At 56.0% G+C, this 571-nt stretch carries 1 protein-coding gene; it reads left to right on the plus strand.

The annotated features are described in order from the left end of the window. Nucleotides 1-163: 163 nt before the first annotated feature. Nucleotides 164-571: DUF1289 domain-containing protein (locus tag OC610_RS28590; protein ID WP_264433118.1), on the plus strand; the 408-nt coding region annotated here is incomplete at its 3' end.

Raw genomic sequence — 571 nt, forward strand, 5'->3', positions numbered from 1 at the left:
CTTTGAAAACAGCTTCTAACGGACATTGGCGCCTTAAAAGGCTGGCTGATTCTACGGGAAAAAAAAATTAAAGGTAAGTTGGGCTTCCAGGTTTGAGGGGTGATCAATCTTAGACAAAGGGCTAACATGCCCGCCTGTCCTGTTTTTGCGTGTGCGTTACCTTATGCCCAACCAGCTCATCAAGACGCCCTGCGTCGGCCTCTGTTCCACTGTCTACGGTGACCTGGTCTGCCGTGGCTGCAAGCGGTTCCACCATGAAGTGATTCACTGGAACGGCTACAACGAGGAGGAAAAACGCGCGGTGTGGCTGCGGCTGGAGCAACTGCTGGCGCAGGTGATGGTGGCGAAGCTGGAAGTTTTCGACCCGGCGCTGCTGCGCCAGCAACTGGAAGCGCGCAAGATCCGCTTCGTGCCGAACCAATCGGAATATTGCTGGGCCTACCAACTGATCGCCCGGGGCGCACGGGTCATCAATAACCTGGAAGCCTATGGCATGGTGCTGCTGCCGGAATTCCGCGATTGGGAGCTGCCGGACCTGCGCGATGCCATTGATCGGGAATTTTTCCTGCTG

Source organism: Pseudomonas agronomica (assembly GCF_025917275.1).
Lineage (GTDB): Bacteria > Pseudomonadota > Gammaproteobacteria > Pseudomonadales > Pseudomonadaceae > Aquipseudomonas > Aquipseudomonas agronomica.